We start from the raw sequence: 26,486 nt of genomic DNA on the forward strand, positions 1-26,486 counted from the left end.
ACCCGGAGCGGGATTTGAACCTCACTCGCTCACTGCGTTCGCTCGTTGCTTCAAATCCCTTCTGATCGCTTCGCTGTCGCAGACTCACTCGTCGCTTCGCTCCTCGTTCGTAGTTGCGACAGCAGAAGAACGCCCGGAGCGGGATTTGAACCCGCGTCACGACCGTGACAGGGTCGTATGATGGGCCACTACACCATCCGGGCGAACGCATCCTATCGTACCGCGGTAAGGTAAATAAGGCTTCTCTTTTCCGGCAGTCGACTACTCCTCGTAAGCCAGATTCATCAGCCACTGCGAGAAGGAGTCACTTTGCGGATCGACCTCCTCCTCGCCGATAAACGGCGAGAGCAGATCGCCGGCCATCAGCAGCCGAAAGTCCAGATCCTTCGCTGTCGGCTCAAGATAGTAGGTGTTGTGTCCGTTGTAGACGGTCTGTTCGCGGTTGATCAACTCAGCCTCGACCAGGGATTCGGCGATCCGACTCCCCTTCCGCGAGGAGATATCGAGTTCCTTCCAGAAATCGCTTTGATGGATCCCACCGGTTTCCTTGATGAGTTCGAGTCCGCGCTGCTCGTCGGCGGAGAGGTCGACCTCGGCTTCGGACACACTCATTACTTCTACTGGGGTCGCAACTCGTTTAAAGGCTGCTTTCGACGCGTTCGACGGCTGTCCGACACGGCGGCCCATCCGCAAACCAGTAGGTACCGACGCTTGCGGCGGCCTCACCGCCGAGTTCGATCAGCGACGCCGACCGTGTTCCAAACCCATCGCCGTGGACACAGACGCCGTACTCGTGATCGCCGAGCACGGCGGCGGCCTGCTCGCGCCACGCCGCGGCCGTCGGTAGGGCCCCCGCCTCAACGCTAAGAGCCGATCGCACCGCGGTCGCGTTGGCGGCCTGCTGGCGACCCTGTTCCGGTCGTTCCGGCGGCTCGAAGAACGCCCCGTCCGCGCCGACGTTGACGACGACGTGAACACCGGGCTCGAACTCGGTGACGCTGAGCTCACCATCCCACTCAAGCAGGGTCGCCCGGTCGGCGTCGGCAACGACGAGATTGAAGCCGGCGTAGCTGTCGCTCTCGACGGCGCGGTCGACGGCGTCGACGGCCGCCGTCGCCGACGCACAGCCGAGGCAGTCGGCGACAAGCTGGCCCCGCGAGCGTTCGCCCGCGCGGTCGACCCAGCGGTTGGTGATCCCGACAAACAGCCCGGCCTCGTTGTAGCCGATCCACGTGCCGCCAGCCCGGGCGTCTCGCGGCGCGATCGCCCGTGGGTCGGTTCGATACAGCCCTGGCGGCTCGCTGGGGCGGTCGACGGCCTCATCACGGTTGGCGGCGACGACGATCGGCGCGTCGGCGACAGCCTGCCACGCAAGGACGAGTGTACACACAACCACCCGTAGGGCCGACGCCAACAAGAACCTCGCCCTGTCTCGGTTGTCTGCGTCGACCGTGTTGTTCGCACCCCGACCTCTGTGGGTAGCGTTCGGACGCTGACCGGGGGACAGATCGATACCATAAGGTACGTTCATGTGAAACAGGGCTGGTATATGAGTACGCAGGGCCACGCCACCAAGCCATCGACGCCAGAGATCGACAGCGACCTCCTCATCACCGTCTCCGGCCCACCGGGCTGTGGGGCAACGACGCTCTGTGAACGCCTCTCGGCGGCGATGGACTGCCCCTACGTGTCGGGTGGCGATATCTTCCGGGAACTCGCCGAGGAGGGCGAACACAGCCTTCACCAACAGACCGCCATCGCCGACAGCTCCGCTGATATCGACCGCGCACTCGACAAGCGACTCCGATCGATCGCCGAAAAGTGGGGGGCTTCCGGGAAACCCTTCATCCTCGAATCACGCCTTGCCGGCTGGCTCGCCGGCGAAAGTGCTGACCTCCGGATTTGGCTTGATGCCCCCGACGAGGTACGGGTCGACCGCATCGACAACCGCGAGGAAACCGAAGCCGAAATGCGCGTCCGAGAGGTCAGTGAGGCCGGACGGTATCAGAAATACTACGATATCGACGTTGAGGATCGGGAGTTCTACGACCTCAACGTCAACACCGCCCGCTGGGGGAAGGAGGGCGTTTTCCAACTGGTCAAAACCGCGATCGAGCAGTACGATCCCGAAGCCGACGAAGGAGCCTACGAGACACCGGCCGTCGATCTCTGAGCAGGTGCGGCTCCCTCGGGTCGCTGGTTCCCACCGCGATACTACCGTCAGTATTTGCAACCGAAACTGTGGTGTTGTCGTCGATAGCGCGCCACCAACTAGTCTAATCGAATCATAGAACCCGCCGACGTGAGTGGGTATTGTCTCTCAACTCGACGAACGACACTGGGCATCACTCAGACGCGCTTGCACCCATAGCCCACTGTTTCGACTGCAAATCCTGCTGTGGGCAATACCTCGCGTACGCTTTCGTGTCGATTTACTCCGTGTCGGCGTCCGCCTCGTTGCCGCGGGACAACAGGCTGCAGTTGCGGTCTGCCTGCAGCACCGACCAGATGACTGCTGTAAGAATGACCAGCCCTTCGAGCCGGGCGGCGGCAACGACCCACGGTTTCGGCGTTGGGGCGTCGCCGTCGTACTCGTAGCTGAGCCGGGTGACCACCTGCATGAATCGTTCCGGATACAGCGTCTCAACGAGGCCAACACCACCGAGGAGGAGCTTCAACATGGCCCTTCTGACAATCCGAATGGTCAAAAGCTCGCCGGTCGTCCCGCTACAGGGTTCGCCGGCTCCCATCGCGCGAAAGCTTTAGGCGAGCCAGCGGCCTACGCCGACCCAATGAGTCGCGGCCCTGCAGTGATTATCACCGAGAAGGACAACGCCGCCCGGCGGATCGCCGACATCCTCAGCGACGGCACCGCCGACACCGAGCGTGTCGCCGGCACCACCGTCTACAAATGGGGCGGAAAACGCTGTATCGGCCTCTCGGGCCACGTCGTCGGCGTCGACTTCCCCCCGGAGTACAACGACTGGCGGGATGTCGAACCCGTCGAGTTGATCGACGCACCGATCGACAAACAGCCCACACAGGAGGGAATCGTCCGCGCGCTCCGCCAACTCGCCCGCCGGGCCTCACATGTCACCATCGCCACCGACTACGACCGCGAGGGCGAGCTGATCGGTAAGGAAGCCTACGAACTTGTCCGGGAGGTCAACGAGGACGTGCAGATCGACCGCGTGCGCTTCTCGTCGATCACCGACCGCGAAGTGACCGAGGCCTTCGACAACCCCGACGAACTCGACTTCGAGCTCGCCGCTGCTGGCGAGGCCCGACAGGTGATCGACCTCCTGTGGGGGGCGGCCCTCACCCGCTTTCTCTCCCTTTCGGCGCGCCAACTCGGCGACGATTTCATCTCTGTGGGCCGCGTCCAGGGCCCGACACTCAAGCTGATCGTCGATCGCGAACGCGAGATCGAAGCCTTCGACCCAGAGGACTACTGGGAACTCTTTGCCGACCTCGAAACCGACGCAGACGGTGGGTTTGAGGCGCAGTACTTCTACCGCGACGAGGACGGCAACGAGGCCGAACGACTCTGGGACGGCGACCGCGCCGAGGCCGTCTACGAGGCACTCGCCGACGCCGAAACCGCCGCTGTCGACTCGGTCAACCGCCGGACCCGCACCGACAGCCCGCCCGCGCCGTTCAACACCACCCAATTCATCCGCGCGGCCGGCTCGCTGAACTACTCCGCCCAGCAGGCGATGAGCATCGCCGAGGAACTGTACACCGCCGGCTACCTCACCTACCCCCGCACCGACAACACGGTGTATCCCGAGGATCTCGATCCCCGCGAACTGCTGGAATCGTTCACCGCCGACAACACCTTCGGCGACGACGCCGAGAGTCTTCTTGCAGCTGACGACATCACCCCAACCGAAGGCGACGAGGAGACGACCGACCACCCGCCGATCCACCCGACCGGCGAACTCCCGAGCCGCAGCGAACTCTCCGAGGACGAGTGGGAGATCTACGAACTCGTCGTCCGGCGGTTTTTCGCTACCGTCGCCGACGACGCGACGTGGGAACACCTGAAGGTCGTCGCCGAGATCGCCGACCGCGAGGTCGTCGTCGACGGCGAATCGACGGCCGAGGATCTCACGCTGAAGGCCAACGGGAAACGCCTCGTCGAGGCCGGCTACCACGCGGTCTACCCCTACTTCAGCCAGTCGGAAACCCACGTCCCGGATGTGACCGCGGGCGACGAATTAGCGATCACCGACACCCAAATCGAGGCCAAACAGACCCAGCCGCCGCGCCGGTACGGCCAGTCGCGGCTGATCGAGACGATGGAGGATCTGGGGATCGGCACCAAATGCCTGACTGAAGATACAGAAGTGTTACATCGCAACGAGGAGGGTGATATCGAACGCGTCGAAATCCAACAGCTGTTCGACGAGAGCGAGGTGTTGCTCGCCGATGGGGATACTGATATCGCAACCACGACTGACGGGCCGGCAACGCTCTCGTATGACGAAACGACGGACACAGTAACCGAACGGGAGCAGACACTCATCAGCGAACGACCACTCGAAGACGACGAACAGGTGTATGAGATCACAACCCGGAGCGGCTCCTTTTCGGTGACAGGCGAGCATCCGGTGTACGTACGAGACGAAACCGGTGCTCTCACCATCACCCGGGCTGACAAACTCCAGCCGGGTGATCGGCTCCTCTCGACCCGACGCGCTATCAGTGCTGAGGCAGTTGGTGAGGGGTGTGCTGTCTCGTGGGAAACGTTTGTTGGGAACTGTGATTCCGACTCGAAACTGTACGGCGTTGACTGCAACGAGCAGTTCGAAACGGCACGAAAAGCGATTGCTGACTCACAGGGAGCGTTTGCCGAACGGGTTGGGGCACACCGCCCGGCGATTACGCGGTACGAAAACGATGACAAAGACGTGCCACTGTGGCTGCTTGATGCGGTTGATATTCGCCCGGAGCAACTCCACGGCCTAAACTACGACCAGGCGATCGATAATCCGTTCCCACTGTACTGGTCGCCAGCACTCGCACGCTTGATTGCGAACGCCAAGGGCGATGGCTCGGTCTTCGTTTCGGACGAGGAAAATACAGTTGATATCCGATACCACAACACCGATAAACGTCTCATTGATCGGTTTGTGTCGGATATCGAGACGCTGTTTGGTGTCGAACCACGCGTCTCGACTCGGGCGGGGCGGGAAGCCGGTCACGCACAGCGATACCAAGTACAGTTGTCAGCTGCCACTGGCCGTGTCCTGCTCACTATTATCGAAGCGATCACTGATTCCGGGTTGGAGTCGATTCCGGAACCGCTACAACCGATCTACGTTGGCGCGCTATTCGACGATGAGGGCCATATTGATCGGGATCGAAAGGCGTTCATCTCGAACACCGATCATCAATTGCTCGAACAGGTCGGATCGATACTCGAAACCCACGACATCGATACCCGACTGTCCCGCGGACAACACAAGCTGTACGTCCGCGGTCGCCGGAACCTCGAACGATTCCTCGATATCGTTCCGGTCAGTGCTGACAAAAAATTCTACCGTGGACTGGCCGGGCTTCGACAGTACGATACGACAGTTCGAAAGGCCGAGGTACTCGCTGAAATCAGTCAAACTTCCCTGACGACGTTTGAGTTGGCAGATCGGCTCGACGTAAGTGTCCAACAAATCCGAAAATCGATCCAAGAGCTACGAGAAGACGGATATGTCGAGAAACATATCGAGGGTAGCAACCGGAGCCACGATGGAAATCGGACGTTCCGGTATACGACTGATTCGTACAGTGATTCGATCTATGCGACGATCATGGGCGAGCCAGCAACGACACCCGTTACTGACATCTCGGAACGAGCATACGATGGTCCGGTCTACGATCTGACCATTGACGAACAGGCACCGAACTTCGCCGTCGAAGGCGGCGTCGTTGTTCACAACTCGACTCGTCACCACACCATCGAAAAACTCTACGACCGCGGCTACCTCGAAAACGATCCGCCGCGGCCGACGATGCTTGCCAAGGCAGTCGTCGAAGCCGCCGAGGAGTTCGCCGATCAGGTCGTCTCCGAGGAGATGACCGCCCAGCTCGAAGCCGACATGGAGGCGATTGCGGCCGGCGAGAAAGGCTACGACGAGGTAACTGCCGAATCCCGCCGACTGCTCGAATCAGTGTTCGACGATCTCACCGACTCCCGCGAGGAGATCGGTAGCCAGATCCAGAAATCGCTCAAGGCCGACAAAACGCTGGGGCCGTGTCCCGAATGCGATGACGACCTACTCATCCGCACCAGTCGACAGGGTTCGTACTTCATCGGCTGTGACGGCTATCCCGACTGTGAGTACACCCTGCCGCTGCCGTCGACCGGCAAGCCCCTTCTGCTCGATGAGACCTGTGAGGAACACGATCTCAGAGAGGTCAAGCTACTGGCCGGCCGGAAGACGTTCGTCCACGGCTGTCCGCAGTGTCAGGCTGACGCCGCCGACGCCGAGGACGACCGCGTGATCGGTACCTGTCCCGACTGTGGAGAAGAACACGATGGTGAGTTGGCGATCAAACAGCTCCGGAACGGCTCGCGGCTCGTCGGCTGTACGCGGTACCCCGACTGTGAGTATTCGCTGCCGCTGCCGCGCCGCGGTGACATCGAGATCACCGACGGCCGCTGTGAGGAACACGATCTGCCGGAACTCGTCGTCACCTACGACGATGACGACCGCGAACCGTGGGAGTTGGGCTGTCCGATCTGTAACTACCGGGAGTATCAGGCCCGCCAGAACGGCTCGGCGTTGGAGGCGATCGACGGTATCGGCGAAAAGACGGCCGAAAAGCTCCAGACGGCCGGCATCGAGGATGTTGCGGGGCTCAAAGACGCAAACCCTGACGAACTGGCCGAGGAGGTCGACGGGGTTGGTGCCGATACCGTCCGTGATTGGCAGGCTGACGCCGACTGAGTGGCCCTTCGAGACAGCTGTTGTGCTCCACACAGTCTGATATATTCGGACTCGTCGCTTTCGACCTCCACGGTACACCGACCACCGGCTGGATGATACAGGGGTTGGTACCGGAGCCGTTGTCTGTTGCTGTGAACACTTTTTTCAGGGTACCGCCGGGATAGCCGACCGATGGACCCCCTTGAGATCGCCCTCCGGATTCTCGGTGGGATCGTTCTTATCGGCGTGAACGCCTACTTCGTCGCCATCGAATTCGCCCTGACCCGCCTCAGGCAGTACCCCGAATCCGAGTTCGACACGCCCGGACTCGAACTCGCCTGGGAGATGACCAACGACCTGGAGTTCTACCTGACGACCTGTCAGGTCTGGATCTCCGCGACGAGTATCGCCCTTGGGATTATCGCCGAACCCGGACTGGCCGCCCTGATCGAACCGCTGTTTGCGAACACCACGCTCGCGTCTGTCGGTGCCGGCTCACTGCTCGGCTTTCTCATCATCAACCTGGTGCATCTCACACACGGCGAACAGACGCCAACGTATCTCGGTGTCGAACGCTCCAAACAGGTCGCACGGTACGGCGCACGACCACTGTACTGGTTTGCGAAGATACTGGCTCCAGCTATCTGGGTCGGTGACTCGGTTGCCAAGGCCACACTCGGGCTGTTCGGCATCGAGATGACTCAGGCGTGGACGGAGACGGAAAAAGAGGTCATCGAAACCCGTGCGGATCTGCGCAACCGGCTGGGATCGGTGCTCGAAGAGGGCGAACTGCCTGCCGAGCGGCGCGAGGAGATCATGAACGCGCTGACTATCGGTGAGCAGTCGGTGCGAGAGGTCATGGTTCCACCCGAGGAGATCGTGGCACTCTCTACCGAGGATGGGATCGACACGAACTTCGAGACGCTCGAAGCAAAACCCCACACACGGTATCCGCTGGTCGGTGACGATCTGACAGCGTTCGAGGGTGTTCTCTACAGCCCGACGCTGTTCAACAAGCGTGAGCAACTGTCGAACGGTGAGACGACGCTGTCGGCGCTGGCAGCCCCACCGATGACGCTCTCGCCGGATACCGACGTGAGCGACGCGATCGACCAGTTCCAGACGGAACGCCAGGAACTCGCGCTCGTCATCGAGGACGGCGAGGTGGTCGGTCTGGTGACCGTCACCGATCTGGTTGAGACGATCATCGGCGACATCGAGGATCCCCTCGATTAACCCATCTCGCCACCGCGTGGCCGCGCATTCGGATGACTAACCGAGCGAACCAACGAGCAGATCAGCGATACTGTTACCCAGTGGGGTGTCCGCTGCAGCGCACGTCTCTTGCAGCGATAGTTGGGACTCCGTGCTGAAAATAGCTGTCCGCGCTGTCGTGTTACCTGTGAAAACTACCCGCCGTCAGCGCCGTTGTCCGGTGGTTCGGCGGCGTACTCGCGGAGTTCCCCAACCGAAAGTTCATCGAGGACGCCCTCGCTTGTTGCCTCCAGCACGACCGGCGGCGCGTTGCCGGCCTCCCGGGCTTCGATCCATCGGGGGAGACAGACACACCAGCGATCGCCGGGATGCAACCCCGGAAAGTCGAGTTCCGGCCGCGGGGTGATGAGATCGTTGCCCTGCTCGCGGCTGTATTCGAGAAACTCCTGTGTCATCACCGCACAGATCTCGTGGCGGCCGGGATCGCGCCCGAGGTGTCGACAGTGGCCGTCCCGCAAAAACCCGGTTTCGGGGCTCTCACTACAGGGCTGTAACTCGTCACCCACGACATTGTGTTCGGTGTCGCTCATACCGATCCTTCCCGCTACGGCTGTATAGCTATTCGGCCCGCCGGGTCTCGTTGTCGGCCTGCCGTGTCTCGTTGTCGACCCGCCATGTCTCGTTGTCGTCCCGCCATGTCTCGTTGTCGTCCCGCTAGCTCCAAGCCGCGGGGCTTATTCGCGCCCCTCGATAACCCCGGGTATGGCACCGACGACGACCGGCCGGTTTCGCGTTCTCGACCGTCGCCCCGATGGGACGATCCTGCTGGTCGATCTTGCGGAAGCCACCGCTGCGGCGACCGGCGCGGATCCCGACGCCGATCTGCGCCCGATCGCTGTCACCCCGCCGGCCGTCGACGACGAGCCGACCGATGGGTTCGCCATCGACGCCGACACAGCCGACACGATCCGGTCGCTGGAACCCGGCTACGTTGTCGAGGCCGAGCTCGCATGGGACGACAGCGACGCCGCCTTTCTCGACTGTACGATCACGAACCGCACCCGCATCCAGTACGCCGACGGCGTGACGGGCCTCTTCGAGAAGGCCCAGGAAACGTGGCACGACGCCCAGGTTGCCGGTGAGGCGATGAACTCCGCGGTGACCTACAGCACCGGGAAGGAACCCAACGGCGTCGTCTACGTGTTTGCCAAACAAGACCCGCCGCGGGATCTCTTCGAGGAGTTCCGGACGGGCGCAACGCCGATCGAGCCGCTGATCCAGCGTGTTAACGCTACCCACGACAGCGGCGATGCTGACGACACCGCTGCTGACACCACCGCTGCTGACAACGCTACTGCTGATGACGGTGCGACCGATAGCGAGGTTGACGATGGTGCCAACAGCGAGGTTGACGAACCCGCCGAGCGTGCGGTTTTCGTTCTCAACCCGGCCGACGAGCCGTTTGTCGCGGTGTATATCGTCTTCCGCAAGGATGGCATGTTGGCGCAAACTGTCCGCGATACCTACGGGTTGCCGGCCGTCTGAACGAGACGAGAGGGAGCGGCGGCCGCGTCGGGGCTGAACCGGCCGCCGGCGGTGTGGACACAACACACAACCCGCCGGCGGGTGGGACGCCGGCGGTCGATGGGATGGCCCCATCGGGTGTATTGACGGCTGTTCATATATCTACCTCGCCGCGTTTCAGAGCCAGAAACCCCGCGCCGCTCAGTAGCTGTCGAGTCTCGACTGCCCGTCGCCATCATCGCTGTCGCCGTCGCCCACTCCGGCGAGCCCAACCGCCGACGCGATGGTTTCCTCAAAGGCGTCCCGCTGGCTGGCGTCGTACAGCGTTGCCGCCGGATGCATCGACAGCAACACGCGCTGTGAGCGATCGCCGAGCCGACAGTCGACAACGTCGCCGGCCTCCTTCGTGATCGCCACCGAGCGATCCAGCAGGTGTTCGCTCGGCACCTTCCCGAGTGTGACGACCAAGCTCGGATCGACGGTTTCGATTTCCCCTTCGAGGTAGCCTCGGCAGTTGGCAAGCTCGTCGGTCGTCGGATCGCGGTTCTCCGGGGGTCGACACCGGACGCAGTTGGTGATCCGCACATCCGCTCGCTCGACACCGGCATCGCCGAGGGCGTCGTCGAGCACCGATCCCGAGCGACCGACGAACGGCTCGCCTTCCTCGTCCTCGTTCGCGCCGGGGGCTTCGCCGACGAACAGCAGATCGGCGTCGTCGGGGCCGACGCCGTTGACGATCCGGCTCCGGGAGGCGACGAGATCGGGGCACTGCTCGCAGTCGGTGACACACCGGCCGTCGAATCCGTCCATACCGATCGATGGGGCGGGCGGCTTAACTGTCGGTCGGTTCGTCGGCCGTCGCATCGTCGGTCGTTGCCCACCCGAATCGCTCGGCCTGCTGGCGACCGGCGCGGGCCGCACGCTGGGCGACCCGGAGCGGTTCGGGACGGTCGCTGTCATCGGGGAGAAACGCCCGGAGAACGTCGGTGGCGTCGGCCGTGTCGATGCCGACGGTGCGGATCCACAGCTCGGTGTCGTCGATGACGACTGGTTCGCGGGGTGGTAGCTCGCGGTAGGTGGCGAGTCGCTGCTGTAACGCCTCGCCGGAAAACTGCTCACGAAGTGGGGCTTCCAGTCCGTCGCTGTCCTCGAAGGAGACGGCGATCACCGGGCGGTCGGCGGCTGCGTGTAGATCACTGAGATCGATGAGATTGAACCACGCGGGAGCGACACCGGCGACCAGTAGCCATCGGGCGTCGGGTCTGTCGAGTCGACCGAGCAGCTCACAACAGGCGGCGGTCGCGTCGCTCCCACCGGTTGTACAGCGCGCGAAAACAAAGTCCTCGGCGACGCGGTCGGCACGAACGACGGCCCCACACAACTGGCTGTAGTTGGGGCCATCTGAGGCGGCGATGCCGACCGCCCGACCACCGGGCTTCGGAGCCATCGCGGAGCCGGCTACTCTGCGGGTTCGGCGTCGGGTTCGTCCTTCATCGATTGGAGTCTGTCGAGCAGTTCGTCGTTGGACGCGCCGATCTCGAAGTCAACGCTGCCCTTGTGTTCGGCCTCGCCGGCGTCGAGCCCGTCGTCGTCCTCGAAGTCGGTGTCGAAATCCTGGTTCTCCTGTTCAGACTCATCGTAGCTTCCGAATCCCATACATAGTGTAGTATGGTTCCCGAACGGAAAAATCCCCATGCAGGCTGGTTGTCGGTCGCCTCCCGACGCCAGGGACTTTTGCTGATCGATCCCCTCGACCCGGTATGGAGCCGATTGTCGTCACCGACGGCGCGGATGTCTTCACCTGCAACGCCTACCTCCTCGACGGCGAGACGCCGACGCTTGTCGACGCCGGCACCATGCCCGGCGTTGTCGACGTGATCGCCGACCACGTTGCCGACCTCGATCGGGTCGTGCTCACCCACCAACACGGCGACCACGTCGGCGAACTCGACGCCGTTTTGGATCGCTTCGACGCCGACCTCTATGCCTACGCCGACCACCCGCGCCGAACCGCCGCAATCGACGACGGCGACACCATTACCATCGGCGACGACGAGTTCGAAGCGATCTACACGCCCGGCCACGCGAGTGACCATCTGTCGTTCGTGAGCGACGAGGCCCTATTCAGCGGCGACGTGGTCGTCTACAACGACGGCGCGTTCGACGACGGCAGCTTCGGCCGTACCGACCGCCGCGGACAGTCACGCGAGCAACTGATCGAAAGTCTCGAACGGGTTCTTCATCGGCTGCCGGATTCGGTGTCGGCGATGTACGCCGGCCACGGCGATCCGTTCCACGCTGATCCCGCCGGCGACGACGTGCGCACGGTCATCGAGCGCGCGCGTGAGCGTGCCGAACGCCGCGAGCCGAAATACCCCGACGAGTAGATCGATCCGGCGTGGTCGCTCACCTGCGTCGTTGATACTGTGGTATCGCTGTCGCCGGCGACACGGCTGTCGCTCGGAGCTGTAGGGATGCTGAAAAACCAACCGACAGAATCAGGCTGCGCGTCGCTCTTTGGCTTTCGGGCGGAGCCGCGAGTAGCCACATTTCCGGCAGCTGTCGGCGTCCGGCGCGTTGCGCGCGTTACACCGCATGCAGATCTGTTTGTTGAGCGTTCGGCTGGTGGCGACGTCGTTGGTTGGCATACCCGCTCCTTGTGGGGGTCGCTGTTTAACAGTTCCGAGAACAGCCCCGCCGACCGCGTTAGACGCCCGCGTCCTGGAGGGCGTCTTCGAGGTCGCCACGCTGAGTGACGCCGACGAACCGCTCGACGATGCCGTCGTCGTTTTCGATGACGAGCGTCGGCAGCGATCGCACCTGGTACTCGTTGGCGACCTCCTGTTCCTCGTCGACGTCGACCTTGGCGAACTCCACGTCCTCGTAGTCGGCCTCCAACTCCTCGAGGATCGGATCCTGCGTCTTACATGGGCCACACCAGTCGGCGTAAAAGTCTGTTAGTCGAACAGTCATCGTGCGGCCCATCGTTGCGCCGACGCGGTCATAAGGGTTTCCACCCCGTCGTTGGCGGTCGGCGGCCGCTCCGCTGGAAGCCGAAACGCTTAGGTCGCCAAAGTGGTGACTATCGATAATGGCTTCCAGTGGGAACTCCGGCGGACTGATGTCCAGTGCCGGGTTGGTGCGGTACTTCGACTCCGAGGATCGCAACGCGATCCGCATCGATCCGAAAACCGTGATGGCGTTCTGTATCCTCTTCGGCGTCTTCGTGCAGGTGCTGACGCTGACGGTCGCCTGATCGATCCGGTAGCTTTTGTCTCCAGCGCGCCAGCTATGGGTATGCATGTTGGCGTGATTGCTGTCCAGGGCGACGTGAGCGAACACGCCGCCGCGATCCGGCGTGTCGCCGATGCTCGCGGCGTCGACACCGAGATCACAACCATCCGCGAGGCCGGGCTCGTCGATGACTGCGACGTGTTGCTCATGCCCGGTGGAGAGTCGACAACGATCTCGCGGCTGCTTGCCGACGAGGGCATCGACGCGGAGATCCACGCCCACGTCGATAGCGGCAAGCCGATCTTGGCGACCTGTGCTGGACTGATTGTCGCCGCCCGCGACCCACAGGACGAGCGCGTTCAGTCGCTCGATATTCTGGATATCACGGTCGACCGCAACGCCTTCGGCCGCCAGAAGGATAGCTTCGAGGCTCCACTCGACATCGATGGCCTCGACGAGCCGTTTCCCGCGGTGTTCATCCGCGCGCCGCTGGTCGAATCCGTTGGCGAGGATGTGGAGGTACTCGCCGACTGGGAGGGGAGCCCGGTCGCCGTCCGGCAGGGCTCGGTCGTCGCCACCTCGTTCCATCCTGAATTGACTGTGGACAGCCGGCTCCACGAACTCGCGCTGTTCGACGGTCAGCCGGCGGCCGCCGACCAGCCGGCCGACACCGATACCCCGGAGGTCAGTCGATGAGCGACGACGCTGCGACCGAAGCCGACGCCGTCGACACCGACGACCCTGCGGCCGTTCTTGACTCGTTGTTTGCGACGATCAAACAGCGACAGGACGAACTGCCGGAGGATTCGTATACGGCGTCGCTGTTCACCCACGAGAAGGGCGACAACGAGGTGCTCGAAAAACTCGGCGAGGAGGCAACCGAGGTGATCTTGGCGGCGAAAGATGACGACCTCGACGACCTCCAGTATGAGTCGGCGGATTTCGTCTATCACCTGTTGGTGTTGTTTGCGATGAAGGGGCTAGATGTCGACGATCTGCGGGACGAGCTCGAATCGCGGTTCTGACGGTACTACCGTTGCTGGCAGTTTTCGGTTCTGAGGTTCCTGTTCAGATAATCCGAAGAAATCGGAATCGTCTCGAACATGTATTTGCACATTGACGCAACCGAATTGGCCGAGGACACAACTGAAGCCTTCCAAAACTAACTTAATTAACCTACAGAAGGCTTGATAATTCTGTTACGATTCACACACTCCAGATATCGCTCAACTCCTCGGCCAATAGTTCTGTCCTTTCCCTAATCTTATCAATATTCCATTCATCATAATCGCCCACTTCTCTCGCAATCTCAAGATCTGCATTATTATAAACTGATTTCTTCGATTCAAATTTGGATTCGTCAAGTGAGCCGTGCTCCTCTGGAAGAAGGAGAGTGAGATTACCAATTAAGTTCTTAACTTCTTCAAATTCATCTGGATCACCGATCTCCTTACGCCACCGAGAGTACTTGTTGTCTTCGTGAATACGTCGTGGTGCAATGTGGTCGATGTGTAAACTATCTAGATTAACACGCAGAGCTTTCTGGCGGCCTTCCTCTAAACTCACGAGTGCCAGCAATGTTCTGAACTGCCACGGGCCTCCGTAATTCATAGAATTAGATTTTAGATGTTCTTTAATTTCACCCTTCTCTGGAGTTCTGTCAACTCCTGCTTTCCGAAGAATCCGCCTGATGGCCTTATTATCATCAGCCTCTCTAACTGATTGTGCAACATTGTATAGTATGTCTCTTTTAGTAGCTGAGTCACTACCTGCAAGTTCATGACGCATACCAATTACCGCAGCCAATCGGAGATACTCTTTCAACAACTCTTTGTCATCTACACGCCGATATATTGCGTGTGAAAGTACTTCTGCCTGTGTGGAAGAGGAATTAAGACATCGTAAATACAGTTCCCCACTGTCGGGAATCCCACCTGCTTCGACATCGTACTGATTACTTGTTATTTGGAGGTATGAGTTAATTTGATCATGAAACCAATCGACAAATTCAGTTACATCAGAAAAAGTATTCATCACCTGTTCGAAATTGCGGTATAAATCACCCTTATCTATCCGGAAGGGGGTAGGGGCGTCCGCATAGAGTAAAATTTGAGCCATGGGTCGACGCACTTTGATTTCATCATTCGTCCATCTACTACCACCCAACTCTCGTTGCAGTTCGTCGTAAATATGTCCCCAACGGTTTTTCGCCTCTTGTTCATCTCTTTGACTGTCTAACTTTTCAGCTGCTCCATGAATCCGCGATTTTGCTAAGATGTGGGGTGCAACCTCTTTTCCACGTTCGTTCTGTGACTGAAAAATTGTATAGGCTAAACTAGTATCATTGCATCTTGTTCGAACCACTTCCAAATTCGTAGTGATATTGGTCAGTAATTCATCAACTTCATTCTCATCTAACTTTTGAACTTTATCTATGTAGTAATTATATGCTTTCTTTACACGTTTATCAGCCTCTTCTGAAGCTTGTTGCCATATTTTTCTATAAGACTCATTCATTTCTTCGTCGTTGAGAATGAGACGTTGTACTTTCTCATCTTTTGGATAAGAATTTACAACATTTGTTATTCTCCTATCTTCGTTTCCGCCTATTATCGTTTCATCTCTAATAGCAAGTAACAGTATAGAAACTGTAACCATCCTTTGTTGACCGTCAACAATCTCAAATAATTCACCTCGTTCCTTTTCAAGTAGAATTATATTACCCAAGTAATGTCTATCTACCTCGTCACCTATCCTACTTAAATCAAGCCATAGATCTTCAAATTCTTTTTTATCCCATTCATATCCACGTTGGTACGGTGGAACCTCAAACTGAGCCCCCGGTTTCTCAAATAACTCTCTAACTGTTCTGAACTTGGCTTCCATAAACTGCATCCATATTCTGGCAGTGTAAATAGATTTATATTTGAATTTTTGACGACAAAGCTAATCAGAAAATACATTTCTATCGTGATGTTGGGTTAGTGTGGTCGAGCAGGAGCCCGAAATCTCCGAGACTGTCCCGGAATATCCCTCAACTGGGTTGGATAAGCAGTCGACGGAGGCGCTCCGAGACATTGCTGCGTTCGCAGAGCAGCTGCCGAGTGGAAGAAGACTAAGGCCCAACGAGGCCCTCGATCGGAGCGACTCGGGACTTTCGAGGTGTTCTCAATCAAATCGTGCGACGCTGAACAGTACCGTTCCGAGCGGCCGAACAGTTATGTCAATATGCGCATAGTATTGAAGTGTGGCGAGGAAAACGATCTCCCTGTCCGAGGAGGCGTATCAGCGGCTACAGGCCCTGAAGCGCGACGACGAGAGCTTCACCGATGTCGTCATTCGCATCACTGACTCCGAGCAGGACGTGATGAAGGGGTTCGGATCGTGGGCCGATACCGACCTTCGGGAGGAAGTCGAAGCGGCACGAGACGAGTTCAACGAAGATTTCGAAACTCGCCGTGATGACGAAACCGTCCCGCTCGGTGACGCGCTTCCGGAACTCGCGGTTGACGCTGATGTCGATGCTGTTGATGCAGTGCGTGACGTGCGTGAGGAAACATAGGACTGTCTCCCGAAATCAACGATGAGACGTTTCCCGACGCGTTTTTCAGCCGGCTTGCCGAAACGCCGCCAATGAACGCAGTGACACTCGGTCCGACCGGAACCTACTCACACCGTGCCGCCCGCGCCGTCGCCGACGATGTTGCCTTCCGGGAGTCGGTGACCGCCATCATCGAAGCCGTCGCAGGCGGCGACTTCGAACGCGGCGTCGTCCCGATCGAAAACAGCATCGAGGGCAGCGTCACCGAAACGCTCGACGCCCTGGCTGATTACGAGGTGTGTGTCACCAGCGAGATCGTCACGCCGATCCGCCACGCGCTGCTCGCCCAAGGCGAGTCCTTCGACACGATCGCCAGCCACGCCCAAGCACTCGCCCAATGCCGGAGCTATCTCGAAGCACACTACCCCGACGCCACACAGGAAGCCGTCGCCTCCACCGCTCGCGGCGTCCAATCGGCCCGCGAGAACGCCTCTATCGCCGGCATCGGCCACCCCGACAACGCGACCAACGGTACCGACCTCCAGATTCTCGCCGAGGACATTCAGGATCAGGATTCCAACGCCACCCGGTTCTTCGTCATCGCGCCCGCCGCCGAGCGAACCGACGCCGGCGGGAAGACCTCGCTGATTGTCTACCCCAGTGCCAACTATCCTGGCCTGCTGTTGGAGCTACTGGAGGCCTTCGCCGACCGTGATATCAACCTCTCTCGCGTGGAATCCCGCCCGAGCGGCGCGCGACTCGGCGACTATCTCTTCCATTTCGACATCGAGGCCGGCGTCTACGAGAGCCGTGTGCAGGAGGCCCTCGATGAGATCGAAGAACTGGCCGCCGACGGCTGGGTTCGCAATCTCGGCTCCTACGATACGAAACACGTGCTGTACTGAACCGTTTCCGCTATTCCGGTTTTTGTCGCTGTAAAAACGACGAAAAGCTTGAAGCCGATTCAGGGGTAACTATGGGGTATGCCTGAGAAACCGAACCCCTTTGAGGAGCTTGACGAGCTGATCGAGCGCATGAACGACCAGTTCGGCGAGCTGAGCCGCACCTTTGAGGGCGGCAGTGTCCTCTCGGAGATCAGCGTCGATGTCGCTGACCACGGCGAGGAGATCGTCGTCACCGCTGATCTCCCCGGCTTCGCCGAGGCGGATATCGATCTCCGAGCCGACGAGGACTCGGTCACGCTCAGTGCGGCGGCTGAGAGCGAAACTGTCGACGACGACGCCCACTACCACCGCAAGGAACGCAGCCACCAGTCGGTCAGCCGGCGGGTACGGTTGCCGGAGTCGGTCGACGCCGCGTCGGCGACCGCGAGCTACACCAACGGCGTGCTGACGGTCACGCTGCCGAAACTTGATCCCGACGCGCCCGGCGGCCACGAGATCGACGTGGAATAACGCCGATTTGAGTCACCAGTACCATTTTGCTGCCACAGCCGTCAGCGACAGCCATGCCCTCCAGAGAGAACATCGTCATCCTCGGCTTCATCGCTGTCGCCGTGACAGTCGCCGTCGGCATCGACACCGCAACCACGTTGCCCGGCTGGCTCCCGTTTGCCAGCCTGTTGGGACTTGGCGTCATCGCGCCGCTGCTCGTCAACAACTATCTCGACGCACGCGACGCTGCCTGAGAGTTACAGCGAACCGAAGCGACAGGAAAGAGAAAACAGCGAGCTTAGTCGGCGGTCGCTTCGACTTCCTCGCCCTCGTCGTCGACGTAGTAGTCCTCGATGAACTCCTCGTCGATCCGGTTGAGCTCCTCTTTCGGCAGCTTGCTGAGCAGCTCCCAGCCGAGATCAAGGGTGTCTTCCAGTTCGCGGTTGGTGTCGAACCCTTGGTCGATGAAGTCGGTCTCGAAGTCGTCAGCGAAGTCGAGATACTTGTTATCCCGGTCGCTGAGTGCTTCCCGGCCGACAATGTTGACCAGGTCGCGCAGGTTCTCACCCTCCGCGTAGGCGGCGTACATCTGGTTGGCGACATCGCCGTGATCCTCGCGGGTCAGGCCCTCGCCGATCCCGTCGTCCATCAGCCGCGAGAGGCTGGGCAGGACGTTGACGGGCGGCTGAACGCCCTGGCTGTTGAGGTCGCGGTCGACGTAGATCTGGCCCTCCGTGATATACCCCGTCAGATCGGGGATCGGGTGGGTGTCGTCGTCGCCGGGCATCGTGAGAATCGGTATCTGGGTGACCGACCCCTCACGGCCCTGAATCCGACCGGCGCGCTCATACAGCGTCGCCAGGTCAGTGTACATGTAGCCGGGGTAGCCACGCCGACCCGGCACCTCCTCGCGGGCGGCACCGATCTCCCGCAGTGCCTCACAGTAGTTCGTCATGTCCGTGAGGATGACAAGGACGTGGTAGTCCTTCTCGAAGGCGAGGTACTCGGCGGTCGTCAGCGCGAGTCGCGGCGTGACCGTCCGCTCGACGGCGGGGTCGTCCGCCAGATTCGCAAAGACCACGGAGCGTTCCAGCGCGCCGGTGCGCTCGAAGTCGTCCATGAACTCGTTGGCCTCTTCCTGGGTAATGCCCATCGCCCCGAAGATCACGGCGAACTCGCTGCCCTCCTCGCCGTCTTCTTCCTCCTCAGGTACGCTGGCCTGCCGGGCGATCTGGAGTGCCAGATCGTTGTGCGGCAGTCCCGACGCCGAGAAGATCGGCAGTTTCTGGCCGCGAACGAGGGTGTTCATGCCATCGATGGCTGAGACACCCGTCTGGATGAACTCCTCGGGGTACTCCCGGGAGTAGGGGTTGATCGCCGCGCCGATGATATCCTCGCGGGATTCGGGGACGATCTCTGGGCCGCCGTCGATCGGCTGACCCGTGCCGTCCATGACCCGGCCGAGCAGATCCTCGGTGACGGGCATCTTCAGCGTCTCGCCGAGGAAGCGCACGGAGGCGTTGCGGTCGATCCCGCTGGTGCCCTCGAAGACCTGAATCGCGACAAGGCCGTCGCTGGACTCCAAGACCTGACCGCGGAGCGTCCGGCCGTCCTCGGTTTCGATCTCGACGATCTCGTCGTAGCCGATCGGCTCGTCGACCTCGGCGTAGACGAGCGGGCCGCTGATCTCGTTGATGGTCTCGTATTCTTTCATTAGTACATCCCCCGCAGTTCCTCGGTGATATCGTCTTTGAGTTCCTCGATGAACTCCTCGTAATCCTCCTGGACGCCGATCCGGTTGATCCGCGGCGTGGAGTCAAGCGAGACGAGATCCTCGACCGGCACACCGGCGTCGAGGGCCTCGAAGGCCTCGTCGTTATACGTCTTGATCGTCGTCAGGATGAGGTGGGTCTTCTCCGGCGGGCAGAACGTATCCGTCGGGTGGAAGGCGTTCTGCTGGAGGTAGGCCTCCCGCAGGTAGCGGGCGATCTCAAGGGTCAGCTGCTGATCCTCCGGCAGGGCGTCCTTGCCGACGAGCTGGACGATCTCCTGCAGCTCACTTTCCTCGTCGAGCACGTCGATCGCCCACTGGCGGATCTCCGACCAGTCCTCGGTGACGTTCTCCTCGAACCATGGATCGAGTTGATCTCGGTACAGCGAATAGGATTCGTTCCAGTTGATCGACGGGAAGTGCCGGCGTTCGGCCAGATCCGCGTCGAGCGCCCAGAACGTCTTGACGATCCGCAGCGTGTTCTGGGTAACCGGCTCGGAGAAGTCACCGCCGGGCGGCGAGACGGCACCGATGACCGACACCGAGCCGGTCGTCCCGTTGGTGTTCTCGAAGAAGCCGGCTCGCTCGTAGAACTGGCTGAGCCGCGCCGAGAGATAGGCCGGGTAGCCCTCCTCGCCGGGCATCTCTTCGAGCCGTGACGAAATCTCCCGCATGGCCTCGGCCCACCGCGAGGTGGAGTCGGCCATCAGCGCCACGTCGTACCCCATGTCACGGAAGAACTCCGCGATGGTGATGCCCGTGTAGATGCAGGATTCACGCGCTGCGACGGGCATGTTCGACGTGTTGGCGATGAGGCAGGTGCGGGCCATCAGCGGGTTCCCAGTCTTGGGGTCGTCCAACTCGGGGAAATCCTCGATGACCTCGGTCATCTCGTTGCCGCGCTCGCCACAGCCGACGTAGACGACGATGTCGGCGTCGGCCCACTTGGCGAGTTGGTGCTGTGTCACCGTCTTCCCGGACCCGAACGGCCCCGGAATCGCCGCCGTCCCGCCTTTCGCGATCGGGAACAGCCCGTCGAGGACGCGCTGCCCCGAGATGAGCGGCTTCGTCGGCGTCTTCTTCTCGACGGCCGGTCGTGGCGTTCGCACCGGCCACTCCTGGTGCATCGAGATCTCCTCGCCGGTGTCGAGTTCGACGACCGTGTCTTCGACGGTGTAGTCGCCGGATTCGACGCTGACAACTTCGCCACCGTCGGAGTCCGGCGGCACCATGACCTTGTGGTCGATGGTGACCGTCTCCTCGACGATGCCGACAACGTCGCCGGCGGATACCTCGTCGCCCTCCTTGACCTCGGGGTGGAACTCCCACTCCTTCTCAAGGTCGATCCCGGGGGCGTCAACCCCGCGGTCGAGGAACGCACTGTTCATCTTTGCTTCCAGCACGTCGAGCGGGCGTTGGGTGCCGTCGTAGATGGCATCCAGCATGCCAGGGCCGAGATCGACCGACAGCGGCTCGCCCGTGTTCTCGACGGGTTCGCCCGGGCCGACCCCGGAGGTCTCCTCGTACACCTGGATGGTTGTCACGCCGCCTTCGATCTCGATAACCTCGCCCATCAGCCCTTCGTCGCCGACGTAGACGACGTCGTTCATCCGGGCGTCGAGATCGCGGGCGGTGACAACCGGCCCACTGACGCTTTCGATGACGCCGGTTGCGGCGTCCTGTTGGGTTGCTTGACTCATAGTTAGTCGTCTTCCTCCATCAGATCGATGCCGATGGCGCGTTTGATCTGTCCGCGGAGATCGCCGCTGCCCGCGCCGCCACCGAGGGTGACAAGCGTGGGCTCGACGCTGGTTTCGACCGATTTCCGCGTCCCGCGGGACAGATGATCGAGATCGTCGTCGTACATGACGATGATGCCGACATCCTCGTCGTTGAGGACGCGCTCGACGGCGTCGTCAAGCGCGTCGTCCTTCTCATCGTCGGGCACGTTCTCGCATTTGCGGACGCCCGCCAGCCGGAAGCCGGTCGTGAAATCCGGGCTGCCGATGACCGCGATCTCCTGGCTCATAGGATCACCAACTCCTGTTCGATGGCCGTCTCGCTCAGGCCGGCCTCGCGGCCGCGAGCGATGGCACGGATGTTGGTTACCTCCCGCTCCTTCATCAAGATGTAGGCTATGACCGGGGAGATCGACAGCGGATGGATGTTGCCGAGCTGTTTGGAGTATCGTAGCAACACCGCCTCTAAGGCGCGCTCGAAGTCGATGAGGCTGTCTGCGGCCTCCAGCTCGTCGAGCGGTTCCGAGAGCTTTGTGCCGTATTTGCTCTCTCGGATCCGGGTGACGAGTTCGTCGGTGTTTTCGACCAGTGTTGTCATCTCGCTGGCCGAAAACAGCCGCCCGCCGTCGATGAAGTACGCACCGGGGTCGATATCCGCGCCGCTGCGGGCGAGCCGCAGGGCGTTGCGGACGTTCCGGAAGTCGATCTCGGCTTCGAGGAACTCCCGGTAGAGATCGATCGCCTCCCCGCCGGGGAGATCGCTGAGTAGCTGTTCGTAGAACGCCCGATCGACGGCGTTCTCCAGCGGCACCAGCGTGTCGGTCTCCTGGAAGTCCTCGAAGGCGTCGTCGACCGCGTCGCCGAAGATCGTGCCATCGAGGAGGGAGACGGCATCTTCGACGGTGCCGGCCTCAAGCAGCCGGTTGATCAGGGCGTCGTCGAACTCGCCGGCCCGGATCATGTCGGTCTCGATGGCCTCGCTGTCGGCGTCGGTGTAGACGCCGCGCAGCACCGTCTTGACGTTCCAGGCGTCGAACTTTCGCAGGTAGCGGGCGATGAGATCGTACAGTTGGCCCTCAGCGAAGTCGAGCAAGGCGTCGAAGTGTCGCGCCAGATTGCGGTTCAGCGAGTACTCGATGAGGTCGACCCCGCTGTGGCGGCTGCCGAGCTCGTTGATCTCCTGTTCGTACTCGGATTCCTCCATGTAGCGGGCGATCTCGGCGGGGCTCATCCGGACGAGCTTGCTGTACTCGTCGTCGTCGAACAGGACGCCCCGTCGGGCTCGCACCCGGGCGGTGACGTACTCGGGGTTTGCGCCGCCGGGTGAGCCGGACGATGCGTTCATGCCGGGCGTACTCATTGCTCGAAGAGGTGCTCGGAGAGTTCCTTCAGGTTCTCGTCCCAGACGGTGTCGAGAACCGAGTCGAACGTGTTGTTCACCCGCACGCGGGAGGTCTCGCTTTCGACAACGACGCCGCCGAGGCAGTCGTAGTCGCCGGCAAAGCTGAACCCGTCGTACTCCGTCAGGATCTCCTCAATGAGCTCCTGATCGTCGCTCCGCCCGTAGACGCTGACGGTCGCGTCGTCGTCGAACTCCGCGGCCGCCTCGTCGATGAGGCTCCGGGTGAGCGACTCGCGGCGGTCACCCGATAGCTCGGTGAGGGCGGCTTCAACCGCCTCGCGGACATCGGCGAGCACGTCTCGGCGGGCTTCGAGCCGCTGCTGTTTGGCTTCGAGATTCGCACTCGATACCGCCTGTTCGCGCTCCTGGTCGATCTGGGATTCGACCTCGGCGGCGCGCTCCGCCTTGATCGCCTCGGCGTCGGCTTCGGCCTCGGCGATGATGGCCTCGGCTTCCTCGTCGGCCTCGGCACGAATCTCCTCTGCACGCGCGCGGGCTTCGTCTTTGATGTCGTCGACGACGTGTTCCAAACTCATTGTTAGCCCGGAGATCCTTACAGGCCGATCAGAACCACAACGATGAGTGCAAGGATAATGAGCGTTTCCGGAAGCACCGTCAGGATCAGGCCTTTTCCGAAGAGGCTCTCGTCTTCTGCCATCGCGCCAACGGCGGCGGCACCGATCCCACGCTGGGAGTAGCCGGCACCGAAGGCCGCGAGGCCGACGGCGATCGCACTCGCTGCGGCCGGGCCGAGTGCTGGGCCGCCTGCTGCTCCATTCTGCAGTACAACGTTGCTGACTTCTGTGGCAAGTTCCAAGCTCATGTATTGTGTCTCGTGTCCGCTAACGTTGGCTTAGTAGCCGAACACTTGCTATTGCTCCCAGGCAGTTCATAAAGCTTCCCAAACCCGTTAGTTACAACAGTCAGACGGTATGTTACCGGTTATCAGATCTCACCAGCCCACGCTGTTGGCGGATCGCTCGCCCGAAAATATCCCACCGACGTGTGCCGGCAGGATCGACGGCTCCTCCTGACGCAAACGGGCGGCTCTGTGGGGAGCCACCGACCACAAAAAAGAAGCAGCGAAACGCGACCCCTACGAACTGCTCTCGTCGGTTGTGGTGTGTGTTCGCTCGTAGCCGAACGGGGTGTACTGCCGGCCACCACCCTCGTAGAACTTCCCGAAGAACTCGACGTACTCAAGGCGGACGGCCTGGAGCCCGGCACTCGTCACACCGAGTGCGAGGACGACCGTGTGGCCGACGAGCAACACGAGCGCGCCGATGATCAGTCCGGTTGTCCCGCTTGTCGTCAACCCCGCAAACATGATCTCCGCGCCCTCCGCTTGGAGCTGGCTGAGTTCGCTGCCGGTGAAGATGAAATGGAAGTTGCCCTCGTTGAAGTAGGCCCCGAAGACGATGAGGTTGACCGCGAAGGCGGTGCCGGCCTTGGCGAGCAACACCGCCGCCAGCCGCGTATAGGACAGCGCGTTGACCAGCGGGTTGAGCACCTCGGGGATCTCCATCGGTTCGCCGAGCCCCAACAGCACGCTCCCGACGAGGAACGCGACACCGCCGACGATGCCGACGGTCTCACCGAAGCCGCCGAACCCCAGCGCGACTGCAGCGTCGGAGCCCTCGTTGAAGACGGTGAACATGAACTCCGGTTTCTGGGCTCTGAACAGGTCACTGAGGATAAACGCCCACACGCCGTTGAGCATGAGCAGCCACGAGCCGCTCTCGAGGACTGCCTCTTTCGGGCCATGCAGGTTGTAGTCCTCGATGAACGAGAGGATGTACCCCATGTTGAGATGGAGCACGCCGACGAGGATGCTCACGAAGAACCACGCGAGTGCCCACTCGGCGTAGTAGGGCTTCAGTCCCTTATGAAGGGTGAGGAAGCCGACGCCGAGGAGCTCCGGCATCGGTTCGGCGAACGGATGGAGCCCGAAGACCTCGTCGTAGAGGACGCCGAAGATAGCCGTGAAGCCGCCGGCCCACAGCGCGACGCCGCCGAGGCTCTTGAACGCCGAGGCGTCGAAGCGCGTGTAGAGGACGTAGCCGATGAGCATGTAGAGCACCCCGTACCCTACGTCGCCGATCATGAAGCCGAACATGGCCGGGAAGGTCAGGAAGACCAGCACGGTCGGATCGAACTCCGAGTACTTTGGTCGGGAGAACGCTTCGATCAGCACCTGAAACGGTTTCGACGCGCTGGGGTTGCCTTGGACGACCGGCGGCCCGTCGTCGGCCATCGTCACCGTCCCGCTTCCGTCGGCGACGACCTCGCCGCCGTCGGTGGCGGCCTCGGCGTCGGCCGCGGTCTCGGCGTCAACAGCCCCACCAGCGTTGCCCCCGTCGCCGTGATCCTCGACGTGGGCTTGGCCGTTGGATTTGAACTGCGCGCGTTCGACCTCGTCGACATCGACCGGGCCGTCGACATCGTCCGCAAGGGTGGCCGCCAACTCCTCGTAGCGGGCGGTCGGAATCCAGCCCTCGGCGACGAAGGCGTTGGCCGTCGTCGCAAACGAGAGCGGCGCTTCCTTCTTTTGGGCCTCGATAGTGAGATACTCCTCGGCGGCGAGCAGGAAGCCCGCGGACTCGGCTTTGACCGTCTCCAACTCGGCTTCGATCTCGCCGAGTTCCGCTTCCAGCGTCTCTTTTTCGCTTTCGAGGTCAGCGACGTACTGTTCGGGCGAATCCTCGGCGTCAGGCACCGACAGCGTCGTAAACTCGACGCCGACGAGCGCGTCGGCGATGAGTTCGCTTGCGGCCGCGTGGCCCTCGGCGGGCTGGGCGAAGATCGCCTGTGTGTCGCCGCCCGTGAAGATCTCGAAGCGCTGAATCGTCTCCTCGTCGTCGAGTTCCGCGGCGACGGTGTCGCGGTCGCCCTGGCCGACAAGGACGGCCAGCGAGTCGTAGCCGCTCAGCAGATCGAGGTCGAGGCCGAGCGCGGCAAACGGTTCGACGGCCTCGATCTCCTCGTCGATCTCCCGGATTCGCGTTTCGATCTCGCCGCGCTGGTCGTCGAGCTCGTTGATGCGCTCGCGGAGCTCCGGCAGCTCGGCGTCGAGTTCCTCGCGGTCGACGATCCGGGTCTGGCCGGCGTCGTCGTCTTCGATCCCGAGGGTGTTTTCGAGTGCGCGAACGGTGACGAGCTGTTCGTTGGTTTCCTCCGCGCTTTCCAGCGAGCGGCCGCCCTCGAACCCCTCCCAGGAGCCGTCGTAGTCCGACAGATCCAGCAGGTTCAGCGCGTGGACGGCCTCGATGACATCGTCGATGACGCGTTTCGATCCCGTCACCGAGACCTTGCTCATCCGTTCAGGTCTGAGCATTCACGGCCTCCTCGAAGCGGTCGATGGCGAGCTCGACGGCCTCGTCGATCCGGTCTTGGGCCTCCTCGACGAGCTCCTCGCGGGCTTTTTCGCCCTCTTCGAGGATTTCCTCACGACGGGCATCGATCTCCTCGCGGGCCGCCTCCAGTCGTTCGGCCGCTTCCTGTTCGGCCTCCTCCTCGGCCGTCGTGCGGATCTCGTCGGCGTCGGATCGGGCCTCGGCGATGCGCTCCTCGGCGTCGGCTTCCGCCTCGGCAACGATCTCCTCGGCGTCGTCCTCGGCCGCCTTGATCTCGTTGAGAACCTCTTGTCTCGGCATGCTCACTAATCATCCGGAATTGCAGTAGCTGCATATAAGGTGTTTGCGGAACGTCTCGGCGGTTCGATGGGTCTGTCGGCCCCG

At 61.4% G+C, this 26,486-nt stretch carries 30 protein-coding genes, 1 tRNA gene and 2 pseudogenes; 13 read left to right on the forward strand and 20 right to left on the reverse strand.

Annotated features, from left to right (window positions below; translation table 11 throughout):
• Positions 1–130: 130 nt before the first annotated feature.
• The 3 genes from HKK80_RS05455 to HKK80_RS05465 all read right to left on the reverse strand — a co-directional run bounded on the left by HKK80_RS05455 (position 131) and on the right by HKK80_RS05465 (position 1,390).
• A tRNA-Asp gene (locus tag HKK80_RS05455) sits at positions 131–203 on the reverse strand.
• Positions 204–261: 58 nt separating this feature from the next.
• Entirely contained in the window at positions 262–612 is a 351-nt protein-coding gene (locus HKK80_RS05460; RefSeq protein ID WP_411798609.1) for a helix-turn-helix transcriptional regulator, read from the reverse strand.
• Between the two features lie 25 nt (positions 613–637).
• Positions 638–1,390: an NRDE family protein gene (locus tag HKK80_RS05465; RefSeq protein WP_411798610.1), complete on the reverse strand. Its 753-nt coding sequence runs from the start codon at positions 1,388–1,390 to the stop codon at positions 638–640.
• A gap of 159 nt (positions 1,391–1,549) precedes the next feature.
• On the opposite strand from HKK80_RS05465, the gene cmk reads away from it, so the two are divergent.
• The gene (cmk, locus tag HKK80_RS05470; RefSeq protein WP_411798611.1) at positions 1,550–2,173 is read left to right on the forward strand and encodes a (d)CMP kinase; all 624 of its coding nucleotides are present in this window, start codon (positions 1,550–1,552) and stop codon (positions 2,171–2,173) included.
• Positions 2,174–2,432: 259 nt separating this feature from the next.
• Here cmk and HKK80_RS05475 read toward each other — a convergent pair whose 3' ends face one another.
• Positions 2,433–2,681, reverse strand: coding sequence for a hypothetical protein (locus tag HKK80_RS05475; protein ID WP_411798612.1), 249 nt, complete (start codon positions 2,679–2,681; stop codon positions 2,433–2,435).
• Between the two features lie 111 nt (positions 2,682–2,792).
• On the opposite strand from HKK80_RS05475, the pseudogene HKK80_RS05480 reads away from it, so the two are divergent.
• From HKK80_RS05480 to HKK80_RS05490, 3 genes and pseudogenes are all read left to right on the forward strand, one after another.
• A pseudogene (locus HKK80_RS05480) lies at positions 2,793–4,274 on the forward strand (DNA topoisomerase); the annotation flags it as partial.
• A gap of 27 nt (positions 4,275–4,301) precedes the next feature.
• Complete coding sequence (locus HKK80_RS05485; protein ID WP_411798738.1) at positions 4,302–6,950, forward strand: topoisomerase DNA-binding C4 zinc finger domain-containing protein; 2,649 nt, start codon at positions 4,302–4,304, stop codon at positions 6,948–6,950.
• Positions 6,951–7,121: 171 nt separating this feature from the next.
• Positions 7,122–8,165: a hemolysin family protein gene (locus HKK80_RS05490; protein WP_411798613.1), complete on the forward strand. Its 1,044-nt coding sequence runs from the start codon at positions 7,122–7,124 to the stop codon at positions 8,163–8,165.
• Between the two features lie 173 nt (positions 8,166–8,338).
• Here the strand turns inward: HKK80_RS05490 and HKK80_RS05495 are convergent, their stop codons facing one another.
• Complete coding sequence (locus HKK80_RS05495) at positions 8,339–8,734, reverse strand: DUF2237 family protein (RefSeq protein WP_411798614.1); 396 nt, start codon at positions 8,732–8,734, stop codon at positions 8,339–8,341.
• Positions 8,735–8,906: 172 nt separating this feature from the next.
• Between HKK80_RS05495 and HKK80_RS05500 the strand changes: the two genes are divergently transcribed.
• Complete coding sequence (locus HKK80_RS05500) at positions 8,907–9,689, forward strand: DUF6663 family protein (RefSeq protein WP_411798615.1); 783 nt, start codon at positions 8,907–8,909, stop codon at positions 9,687–9,689.
• Here the strand turns inward: HKK80_RS05500 and HKK80_RS05505 are convergent.
• Genes HKK80_RS05505 through HKK80_RS05520 form a run of 4 tightly spaced genes read right to left on the reverse strand, consistent with a single transcriptional unit; the run spans position 9,668 to position 11,324 of the window.
• Complete coding sequence (locus HKK80_RS05505) at positions 9,668–9,826, reverse strand: hypothetical protein (protein WP_411798616.1); 159 nt, start codon at positions 9,824–9,826, stop codon at positions 9,668–9,670. The genes HKK80_RS05500 and HKK80_RS05505 overlap by 22 nt on opposite strands.
• A gap of 43 nt (positions 9,827–9,869) precedes the next feature.
• Positions 9,870–10,478 (reverse strand): uracil-DNA glycosylase, encoded by a 609-nt coding sequence (locus tag HKK80_RS05510; RefSeq protein ID WP_411798617.1) that lies wholly within the window; start codon positions 10,476–10,478, stop codon positions 9,870–9,872.
• Positions 10,479–10,500: 22 nt separating this feature from the next.
• Positions 10,501–11,115 (reverse strand): DUF99 family protein, encoded by a 615-nt coding sequence (locus HKK80_RS05515; protein ID WP_411798618.1) that lies wholly within the window; start codon positions 11,113–11,115, stop codon positions 10,501–10,503.
• Positions 11,116–11,126: 11 nt separating this feature from the next.
• The gene (locus HKK80_RS05520; RefSeq protein ID WP_142443090.1) at positions 11,127–11,324 is read right to left on the reverse strand and encodes a DUF5786 family protein; all 198 of its coding nucleotides are present in this window, start codon (positions 11,322–11,324) and stop codon (positions 11,127–11,129) included.
• A gap of 104 nt (positions 11,325–11,428) precedes the next feature.
• On the opposite strand from HKK80_RS05520, the gene HKK80_RS05525 reads away from it, so the two are divergent.
• Positions 11,429–12,055 (forward strand): MBL fold metallo-hydrolase, encoded by a 627-nt coding sequence (locus HKK80_RS05525; RefSeq protein ID WP_411798619.1) that lies wholly within the window; start codon positions 11,429–11,431, stop codon positions 12,053–12,055.
• Positions 12,056–12,166: 111 nt separating this feature from the next.
• On the opposite strand, the gene HKK80_RS05530 is transcribed toward HKK80_RS05525, so the two are convergent.
• A complete protein-coding gene (locus HKK80_RS05530; RefSeq protein WP_120085042.1) occupies positions 12,167–12,316 on the reverse strand; it encodes a 50S ribosomal protein L40e in 150 nt (49 codons plus the stop codon).
• A 58-nt stretch (positions 12,317–12,374) separates the two neighbouring features.
• Complete coding sequence (trxA, locus tag HKK80_RS05535; protein WP_411798620.1) at positions 12,375–12,641, reverse strand: thioredoxin; 267 nt, start codon at positions 12,639–12,641, stop codon at positions 12,375–12,377.
• Between the two features lie 118 nt (positions 12,642–12,759).
• Between trxA and HKK80_RS05540 the strand changes: the two genes are divergently transcribed.
• Genes HKK80_RS05540 through hisE form a run of 3 tightly spaced genes read left to right on the forward strand, consistent with a single transcriptional unit; the run spans position 12,760 to position 13,927 of the window.
• Entirely contained in the window at positions 12,760–12,924 is a 165-nt protein-coding gene (locus HKK80_RS05540; RefSeq protein WP_021040964.1) for a preprotein translocase subunit Sec61beta, read from the forward strand.
• 41 nt (positions 12,925–12,965) lie between these two features.
• Positions 12,966–13,598, forward strand: coding sequence for a pyridoxal 5'-phosphate synthase glutaminase subunit PdxT (pdxT, locus tag HKK80_RS05545; protein ID WP_411798621.1), 633 nt, complete (start codon positions 12,966–12,968; stop codon positions 13,596–13,598).
• Positions 13,595–13,927 (forward strand): phosphoribosyl-ATP diphosphatase, encoded by a 333-nt coding sequence (gene hisE, locus HKK80_RS05550; protein WP_411798622.1) that lies wholly within the window; start codon positions 13,595–13,597, stop codon positions 13,925–13,927. The genes pdxT and hisE overlap by 4 nt, the downstream gene beginning before the upstream one ends.
• A 181-nt stretch (positions 13,928–14,108) precedes the next feature.
• On the opposite strand, the gene HKK80_RS05555 is transcribed toward hisE, so the two are convergent.
• On the reverse strand, positions 14,109–15,788 hold the full coding sequence (locus HKK80_RS05555; RefSeq protein WP_411798623.1) for a DUF262 domain-containing protein: 1,680 nt from the start codon (positions 15,786–15,788) through the stop codon (positions 14,109–14,111).
• Between the two features lie 361 nt (positions 15,789–16,149).
• On the opposite strand from HKK80_RS05555, the pseudogene HKK80_RS05560 reads away from it, so the two are divergent.
• The 4 genes and pseudogenes from HKK80_RS05560 to HKK80_RS05575 all read left to right on the forward strand — a co-directional run.
• Positions 16,150–16,338 (forward strand): annotated as a pseudogene (locus HKK80_RS05560) (antitoxin VapB family protein); the annotation flags it as partial.
• A 197-nt stretch (positions 16,339–16,535) separates the two neighbouring features.
• Complete coding sequence (gene pheA, locus HKK80_RS05565) at positions 16,536–17,348, forward strand: prephenate dehydratase (protein WP_411798624.1); 813 nt, start codon at positions 16,536–16,538, stop codon at positions 17,346–17,348.
• 78 nt (positions 17,349–17,426) lie between these two features.
• Positions 17,427–17,858 (forward strand): Hsp20/alpha crystallin family protein, encoded by a 432-nt coding sequence (locus HKK80_RS05570; RefSeq protein ID WP_411798625.1) that lies wholly within the window; start codon positions 17,427–17,429, stop codon positions 17,856–17,858.
• Between the two features lie 53 nt (positions 17,859–17,911).
• Positions 17,912–18,091: a hypothetical protein gene (locus tag HKK80_RS05575; protein ID WP_411798626.1), complete on the forward strand. Its 180-nt coding sequence runs from the start codon at positions 17,912–17,914 to the stop codon at positions 18,089–18,091.
• A gap of 44 nt (positions 18,092–18,135) precedes the next feature.
• Here the strand turns inward: HKK80_RS05575 and HKK80_RS05580 are convergent, their stop codons facing one another.
• The 8 genes from HKK80_RS05580 to ahaH form a co-directional block, all read right to left on the reverse strand.
• On the reverse strand, positions 18,136–19,551 hold the full coding sequence (locus HKK80_RS05580; RefSeq protein ID WP_411798627.1) for an ATP synthase subunit B: 1,416 nt from the start codon (positions 19,549–19,551) through the stop codon (positions 18,136–18,138).
• Positions 19,551–21,308, reverse strand: a complete 1,758-nt coding sequence (locus HKK80_RS05585) for an ATP synthase subunit A (protein ID WP_411798628.1) — start codon at positions 21,306–21,308, stop codon at positions 19,551–19,553. Before HKK80_RS05585 ends, HKK80_RS05580 begins: the two co-directional genes overlap by 1 nt.
• A gap of 2 nt (positions 21,309–21,310) precedes the next feature.
• A complete protein-coding gene (locus tag HKK80_RS05590; RefSeq protein WP_411798629.1) occupies positions 21,311–21,637 on the reverse strand; it encodes a V-type ATP synthase subunit F in 327 nt (108 codons plus the stop codon).
• Positions 21,634–22,692, reverse strand: a complete 1,059-nt coding sequence (locus HKK80_RS05595; RefSeq protein ID WP_411798739.1) for a V-type ATP synthase subunit C — start codon at positions 22,690–22,692, stop codon at positions 21,634–21,636. Before HKK80_RS05595 ends, HKK80_RS05590 begins: the two co-directional genes overlap by 4 nt.
• Positions 22,693–22,703: 11 nt before the next feature.
• Positions 22,704–23,285 carry a V-type ATP synthase subunit E gene (locus HKK80_RS05600; RefSeq protein WP_411798630.1) on the reverse strand — a complete coding sequence of 194 codons (582 nt, stop codon included), beginning with the start codon at positions 23,283–23,285 and terminating at the stop codon, positions 22,704–22,706.
• A 17-nt stretch (positions 23,286–23,302) separates the two neighbouring features.
• Complete coding sequence (locus tag HKK80_RS05605; protein ID WP_411798631.1) at positions 23,303–23,572, reverse strand: F0F1 ATP synthase subunit C; 270 nt, start codon at positions 23,570–23,572, stop codon at positions 23,303–23,305.
• Positions 23,573–23,845: 273 nt separating this feature from the next.
• Positions 23,846–26,083 (reverse strand): V-type ATP synthase subunit I, encoded by a 2,238-nt coding sequence (locus tag HKK80_RS05610; RefSeq protein ID WP_411798632.1) that lies wholly within the window; start codon positions 26,081–26,083, stop codon positions 23,846–23,848.
• On the reverse strand, positions 26,070–26,402 hold the full coding sequence (ahaH, locus tag HKK80_RS05615) for an ATP synthase archaeal subunit H (protein ID WP_411798633.1): 333 nt from the start codon (positions 26,400–26,402) through the stop codon (positions 26,070–26,072). The genes HKK80_RS05610 and ahaH overlap by 14 nt, the downstream gene beginning before the upstream one ends.
• Between the last annotated feature and the right edge of the window lie 84 nt (positions 26,403–26,486).

Origin of the sequence: Halonotius sp. F2-221B, from assembly GCF_046719765.1 — an archaeon.
Classification (GTDB): Archaea; Halobacteriota; Halobacteria; order Halobacteriales; family Haloferacaceae; genus Halonotius.